Origin of the sequence: Borrelia hispanica CRI, from assembly GCF_000500065.1 — a bacterium.
GTDB lineage: Bacteria > Spirochaetota > Spirochaetia > Borreliales > Borreliaceae > Borrelia > Borrelia hispanica.
The window spans coordinates 1-7,237 of the sequence record NZ_AYOU01000126.1 but is presented as its reverse complement, the minus strand read 5'-3'; the positions used below and the strand labels follow the sequence as shown (position 1 = coordinate 7,237).

The 7,237-nt window shown below is 26.5% G+C and carries 10 protein-coding genes; 3 read left to right on the top strand and 7 right to left on the bottom strand.

Going from position 1 to position 7,237, the window contains the following annotated elements; genetic code table 11:
• From U880_RS10175 to U880_RS0105580, 5 genes are all read right to left on the bottom strand, one after another.
• Positions 1-207: hypothetical protein (locus tag U880_RS10175; RefSeq protein WP_024654493.1), on the bottom strand; the 207-nt coding region annotated here is incomplete at its 3' end.
• Positions 208-218: 11 nt separating this feature from the next.
• On the bottom strand, positions 219-608 hold the full coding sequence (locus U880_RS0105595; RefSeq protein WP_024654492.1) for a BBA14 family lipoprotein: 390 nt from the start codon (positions 606-608) through the stop codon (positions 219-221).
• Between the two features lie 12 nt (positions 609-620).
• Entirely contained in the window at positions 621-983 is a 363-nt protein-coding gene (locus U880_RS0105590) for a hypothetical protein (protein ID WP_024654491.1), read from the bottom strand.
• A 27-nt stretch (positions 984-1,010) separates the two neighbouring features.
• Positions 1,011-1,703, bottom strand: a complete 693-nt coding sequence (locus U880_RS0105585; RefSeq protein ID WP_024654490.1) for a DUF261 family protein — start codon at positions 1,701-1,703, stop codon at positions 1,011-1,013.
• On the bottom strand, positions 1,693-2,088 hold the full coding sequence (locus tag U880_RS0105580; protein WP_024654489.1) for a hypothetical protein: 396 nt from the start codon (positions 2,086-2,088) through the stop codon (positions 1,693-1,695). Before U880_RS0105580 ends, U880_RS0105585 begins: the two co-directional genes overlap by 11 nt.
• Before the next feature lie 382 nt (positions 2,089-2,470).
• Between U880_RS0105580 and U880_RS0105575 the strand changes: the two genes are divergently transcribed.
• The 3 genes from U880_RS0105575 to U880_RS10890 all read left to right on the top strand — a co-directional run bounded on the left by U880_RS0105575 (position 2,471) and on the right by U880_RS10890 (position 5,584).
• Positions 2,471-3,004: a hypothetical protein gene (locus U880_RS0105575; protein ID WP_024655116.1), complete on the top strand. Its 534-nt coding sequence runs from the start codon at positions 2,471-2,473 to the stop codon at positions 3,002-3,004.
• A gap of 385 nt (positions 3,005-3,389) precedes the next feature.
• Positions 3,390-5,045 (top strand): plasmid maintenance protein, encoded by a 1,656-nt coding sequence (locus tag U880_RS10540; RefSeq protein WP_024655114.1) that lies wholly within the window; start codon positions 3,390-3,392, stop codon positions 5,043-5,045.
• Complete coding sequence (locus U880_RS10890) at positions 5,042-5,584, top strand: hypothetical protein (protein WP_024655113.1); 543 nt, start codon at positions 5,042-5,044, stop codon at positions 5,582-5,584. Before U880_RS10540 ends, U880_RS10890 begins: the two co-directional genes overlap by 4 nt.
• Positions 5,585-5,652: 68 nt before the next feature.
• On the opposite strand, the gene bdr is transcribed toward U880_RS10890, so the two are convergent.
• On the bottom strand, positions 5,653-6,231 hold the full coding sequence (bdr, locus tag U880_RS11835) for a Bdr family repetitive protein (protein ID WP_024655112.1): 579 nt from the start codon (positions 6,229-6,231) through the stop codon (positions 5,653-5,655).
• 74 nt (positions 6,232-6,305) lie between these two features.
• Positions 6,306-7,118, bottom strand: coding sequence for a hypothetical protein (locus U880_RS0105550; RefSeq protein WP_024655111.1), 813 nt, complete (start codon positions 7,116-7,118; stop codon positions 6,306-6,308).
• Positions 7,119-7,237: the final 119 nt, after the last annotated feature.

Genomic DNA, 7,237 nt, shown 5'->3' with positions numbered 1-7,237 from the left:
AGAATCAGAATCATTAGAATCAGAAGAACCAGAATCAGAAGAATCAGAATCATCATTAGATGATATTAATTCTGCATCAACAAATTCAGAAGGTTCATTAGACACTGTGGAAACCAAATCATCAGAAGAAGGAGCATCTGTACCCAAATCTAATGATTCTCCTTCTTCTAATCCAGTTTCTAATTCAACTTCTTGTTGCAAATTCACTATATTTTCCCCTACTCCTCTAAGTACACCTGGGTATATTTACGATACACAGAAACAGCAATAGGTTTTGTTCCTTCTATATAACGTTTGTAATAAGCAATTCTCTTAGTAATTCCTAATTCACCAGCATCACCTTGGTATGTAGGATCAAAAGGTTCAAAATATGGAAATTTGTCCCTTTTGTAATAACGATCAACATACTCTTTAGTATCAAGAAGCCACAAATTGAGACTTAATGCATACTGAAATAACGCAGCCTCATCAATAGCCAAACTTACAGGATCATTTTTCTCTAGTAGTACAGGTTCAACAGGCAGACTTGCAATACCTTTACAAGACAATAATATGACTACCAAAAACAAAGACAACAAATAACTTTTATTTACAATAAATCTATTCATAAACGCTTATACCTATAATGATTCAGTTTGAACTTTTTGTAATATCTCACTAGCAATTTGACCTCTAAGCTTAATGAGCTTATCATACTCATCCCAATTCTCACCATCTTCTAAAGCCCTGCAAGCATCAATAGCTACATCAAGCGCTCCTTGAAGTTTAGAATTAAGTATTTCAAATGCACGTTTGTCTTCATTGTTTTTTGCAATTTCATTCTTGATATAGTAAATAAAATTAAGAATGTTACTTGTAAATTTCATACCTTCACGTACAAGATTAGTATTAGACTCTCCTATAAAACCATCAAATTCTGCAAGTAAAGAATCTTTTGCTACTACCGCATCAAAAAGTTTATTTACATTTTTTATTGCACTCACTTTAAACCTCCCAAAATAAATTTTTTTTCATGCTCTATTAAACTGCTCACGATACAAAGCAAGTCTTTGCCTAACGCCATTAACAATAGACGAATCACTAATTTTAAATACTCGTAAAGATTCAAGAACACCATCATTTACAGCTTTGGAACTACCAAGTGAATCCCAAATAACAGAATTTAAATCATTATCAATAATCACAAAATGATATAAATCACTTTTACTATCTTTATATTTACCAATTAAAATATCACAACTATCAGGATCATATTCAGTAGGGGAGTAGTGTACATCGAGATAATGAATATCATCACTAATTCCAAGACTTTTGAATATTAAATTTGGATCAAGAACATACGAATTGACATCTTTTAAACATCCAGCATCAGCAAGACTTTTAAAAAGCAAATCAACTTCGAATTTATCGAAACATTTTTCAATCTTGTCTTTTATCTCTTTTACCACAAAAGAAATAAACAAAATACATAAGAAATAACATCCAAACTTACAAATAGCACTATTTTGTTCTTTGAAATTATATTGAAAAGGAACTACTAGCCTGTGTTTTTCTATTTCTTTGATTTTTTCATACACTTGATAAGAAGAATTTTTCAATGGAACAGCACTTTCGAGCAATTCTGATTTATATTTTTTTATAAAATGATCTTTCAAGACGTTATATGCAAAATTGTAAATAAAAACAAACAATTTATTTTTCATCGTTTACTTCTTCCCCTACTCTGTTTACTTCTTCCCCTACCCTCTTCAAAGAATCAAAACATTTGTCCAATTCTTCTTTGAATGCACGCTTAATTTTTAGTCTTTCTTTGAACAGAAGAGTTTCTACTTCTGATATCATCTCTTTACTTTCCAAATTCAATTTTTGAATATCCTTTTTAAAATCTTGTTTGAAAAAATTTTTAAGGGATTCAAATTCATTCTTCAGTCTGTTTTCAGATTCAACACGTAATTCTTCGAGAAGATCTTTCTTAAGTTCAGCTAAAAATCCTTGAAAAGCATAGGTTCCCAATCCTGAAACACAAATCACTATTCCTGTTACAACAGTTCCAATGATATTTAGTTGTTTCTTAAGATTATTAGCCACCTAAATCCCCTCCTGTTACCCTTGAAAATGACAAACAAAATTACTTTACCATTCTTAACCTAACTTTATTTAATTAAAATCAACAAAAGCAAAGTAATTTGCTTTATTGCTAAGAAAACACTAATTACAATAATTTATTGATACCAATATACAATATAAAGCATAATAAGTCAATTTATATAAAACTAAAATAATAGGCCAATTTATATTGTCACAAATGATCACTTAAAATATAAAAAATTATCCTCAAAATAGAATTTACACTTTTTTTACATACATATTAAAAAATATTGGCCAATTATTATTAACATACATATTAACTATTTCGAAATTTTTACGTATGATAAAATTAAAATTTTAATCAAAAAAGGAAACATTAATTATGAAAAAATTTGGAGATATCAAATTATATAGATTAGGAGAAGTAGTAGATATATTAGCACAAGACTTTAACTATCACACAACAAATTCTATTCTTTGCAAGAAATTAGCAACTTTAAACGCTTATATTCAATATGAAAATGTAAGATATATTCCGGAAAACATAATTTGCGACTTAATGGAAAATATTAGAAAAAAAGAAAAAAAATCTCAGATTCGCACAATCATTCAAAACAAAATAGAAATAATAAATAATGAAATAAGCAAATACTCTCAAAATAATAAAACGTATACTCAAAAAACAAACAATATAAAAATTCAAAACATTGAAACAAAAGAAAATCACAGTGCATTCATACAACTCAAAGAAGAAATCAAAAACTTAACAGAAACAATACAAAAAGAAATAAAAAAGAAAGATAATGAAATAGCCAAACTCAAAGAAGAAATCAATAACTTAACAGAAAAAAAACAAACAAAATTGATTATAGAGTCAAAAAGTCATTCAAAAATACTAAATAAAAAAAATATATAATATACATAAAAAAATATATAAATTATAATCTTATAAATTACAGGATATTTAGAATTAAATAATGAATAACTTATAAAGTATTAAATTGATATTAATTAAAACATATTTTATGAATATAAATTCCCTTACAACTAAGTGAATTGATATTCAATTTAAAATATTATATAATCAATGCTTATGATTCTAAATATTATTTTAAATAAAAATATTACTAAACTTTTTTATTATATAAATAGAAATTTCACAAAAATTGTTTCTCAGGTTTATTCAATAAAAAGATATAAAAAAATCACCTCAACCGCAAAACTAGTCAAGAGTGAAATATTTATGTATAATAAAATACATAAATATCCAAAGCTTCTTTTAAAAAAAGAAAATCTAAACTTTGGATAGAAAAAAACAACCTATGTTAAGTATAGCAAAAGATAATAATAATTTCAAATATCAAGACCCAGAAGGTCAAATAAATGCAATATTAAAAAGCCTTGTAGAACTAAATATTCATAAAGATCCCAATAATAGTCAAACAATACGAATGTCCTATGTTAAATTGCAAATAATCAAGATGCTAAAACGATATAAAAGAATAATTAAAGTTTATTGGGCAATCAATACTAAAAATACAAATTATAAACAATCAATGGGTATTGAAGAATATTCAGCTTGTGATATCCAAAAAATAGTACTTAAATTATTAGAAAATGATGCTGCAAAAAAAGTATGTAAACGCACACTAGAATTAGATATAAAGCTACTAAACAACCTAAATCTAATAAAATCTAAAATTATAAGATTTGGAAAAGGAAAAGGAAGTGTCGCTTATTATGTGCAAAATATGGAACTAATGCCTACACATAAAGACGCGATATTAGAATATCTAACACAAATGCTACAAGATAATTTAAAAGATAAAATCATCATTGGAAATTTCGATCTTAACGAAACTTTTAATAACGAACCCAAAAATATAAATTCAAAAACCACAAAATTTATAACAGAAAAAATAGAAAACAAAACTAATGAACAACTTCATAAAAATCGCATGGGTATAATTTCGCATGTGCAAAGTTTGGATGATTTTAATAAAGCTAATATAAGCAATATAAATAAAGAGAATTCTAAGAACTCTTTAGAGAAAAACTCTGTGAAAAATCTTTCATGTGAGAAACCAAAAAGAGTTGAGCAAAAAAGTGAAAAAGTGCGATTTAAACGAATTGGCGTAAAAACTAGACTGATAGATGTGCACAAAATAAGCAAAAACTATATGCAACAGGTGAAAGAGCTGAGCAACAACGATTCTACGTACATAAACGCCCTGCTAAATTTGGAGACTGCCATAAATGAGTATGGGAAAGAATATGACATCGAAGATATTTTGAAACACTTTCTAAAGCAATTTGGCAACAGGTACAAGTACAAAGTGTGGATGATGATGAAAAGAACGGATGGCGTAATAAACGACTATGAGATCATATGGGAGGGTCGATTCAAAGATTGGTACTCGCACAAATATAAGAAAAATTACACGACGAAAAAAGAAAAATATGGCGAAAAAATAAGATTAGCAAGCAAAAATTTTGAATTTCATGCGTCAAAAAATGTGAAAGACGAAGAAGAAGAAAAAAAAGAAAAAGAGAAAACAGAAAAAGAACGCAAACTGAAACTTAAACGACAACAAGAATATATAGAGAGATTATTTAGGCGAGAAGAAGAAGAAAGAAGAGAGCGAATCAGAAGGAGAGAGGAAGAAAAGGCAAAGTTGAGAATGGAGGTTAAAGAAGAAATACGATCTTATGTAGGAAATATTGAAAATGGCGATTCTAGTGATGATATTGCAAATTTATACCCTTTATACGAAGAGGGTAGGGGAGATAATATTGCCGTACGCCCGCCGAGACCACAAATTAACACTAATTTTGAAGGATTTAAGACCACTAAAGGACTTTCTCTTGCTAGTTTAGGAATTATGTTTCCATATCAAGAGCAAGATCCAGATAAAGATAAAATTTTGATGCAAAATGCAAAAGGAGAGATGATATGAAATTCACTTTAAAATATTTGATAAGAAGACTTTATTTGAGAAGAGATAGATTTTGGCAAACTTATATGAGCGATGAGATTCAGTCTAAAAAAAATGATGAGACAATAGTTAATTTCCCAATACTAAATTCTGATGATATTGATTATGAGTATGTATCTTCATATGTTAAAGAGTGGATAAGCAAGAAATATACAGATAATTTGGATATCAAAATTCAACTAGTGGACAATCTTTATTATAATTGTGAAATAAAGAAATATAGTTTGCTTGCTGGTGTTTTAGAGACTCTTTATAGAGATTATAAGGAAATTTTTCTTGGTAATTTAGAAAGAAAAAAGGTAGTTGAACCTAAAATTAAGTTACAACCAGAAGATCAATCAGGAGAAGGAAAAGATCAATTAAAAGAAAAAGATCAAAAAGATCAATCTGTAGATCAAGCAGAAGAACGGGTTGTGCAACAAGATCAAGCACAAGCAAAAGCAGCCGCTAAAGCTAAGGCAACTAAAAAATCTACTAAGCCAGAGGTTATTCAAAGTTAACTAGAGATTAATATGAATTATTGATTTTGCTTCTGCCAATAAAGATTTGTAGAATTAGTAATTCATGTTTATTTATTTATAATTGAATTGATTATTGAGATTAATGTTAAAAGAATTCCTACGTTAATTGTAATAATAGTTCCAAGCATCCAATTATTTAATTTTAATTTACTATTAAGTTCTGTTTTGTTAATTTCAATTTTATTATCAAGTTCATTAAATTTAGTATCAATTTTATTATCAAGATCTCTAATATCTGATTTTAAGTTATTTTCAACAGTATCAATTTTATTATCAAGATCTCTAATATCTGATTTTAAGTTATTTTCAACAGTATCAATTTTATTATCAAGTTCATTAAATTTAGTATCAATTTTATTATTAAGATCTCTAATATCTGATTTTAAGTTATTTTCAACAGTATCAATTTTAATATTTAAGTTATTTTCAACAGTATTAATTTTATTGTTAAGATCTCTAATATCTGATTTGAATGCCATTTTTAGAAGTTCAAGATCTTTAGTAGTAAGTTCATTTTTATAGTATCTATAAGATAAATCGTCCGCAATATCTCTATCCATACCAACTTTTACGAGCTCATTTAACACCATTTGTCTTGTTACTACTGGCTGTATCATATGTTCCATGAAAATCTCCTTATATAATATTATAGTGTTTTTAGGGTTTATTGTTAAGTAAAATAAGTGAATTTAGTTAATGTTTAAGATACGAAGATATTGGAAAAGATTTGTTTTTGTATTTTGTGAGTTTTTTTATAGGGAATACCCATTTGTTTTAGATTGAGGTTAATGTATGATTTGAGAGTATGTATATCTTTGTTAGAGTTTTGATCAATAAAAAAGGATTCAATTAGATTAGCAATAGTAGATTGTAATTCATTATTGCTATTCTTATAAAATAGTAAATTTGCAGTATTATGTATACGTAAATTTTCAAATGAATTAATAAAAATTAAGTTTTCAAGACTATTTAGTGAAGTAGGCCTACTTACAAGTTTGATACTTTTGTATTTTGGATGTTGTAAAATGGATTCATAAAAGTAAGAATTGTCCTTTTTGTTTAGAGATTGAAGAATAATAGAATAAATATATTCTAAATGTTTAGTAGTTATATTTGCAAGAAATAATTTTTTGAGAATACGATTAAGTTTTATATAAATAATATTAAACTTATGTTTTTTTAGGAAATAAATAGCATTTATAATGAGTGTGGAGTTGACCAAAGTATGATTTTTAATTTGTAAATTGGATGATGATGTGTAAGTAATAGTATCATGTGTATAATTAGTGATAGTAAAATTTTTTTTGGTGAATTGAGATAATGGAATACCAGAAGAAAGCAAGATACCTATTGCTTTAAGTTCTGTACTATTTGATATTAAGATATGATTTGTACAAAAATTAATAATTTCTTTTGAATTTATTTCAATTATATTATTTGTACTATTGTTAAATATGATTTTATCATTTTTTTGATGTTTGATTTTTTTAAAAAATTTTTTTATACTAATCATCTTAAATAAATATAGATCTGTTTTTTAAAAATTGTAAACTTTGTATTTTTTTAGGTAACTTTGTACTTTTTAGGGTAAACTTTGTATTTTTTTGGGTAACTTTGTACTTTTCTTAAAAT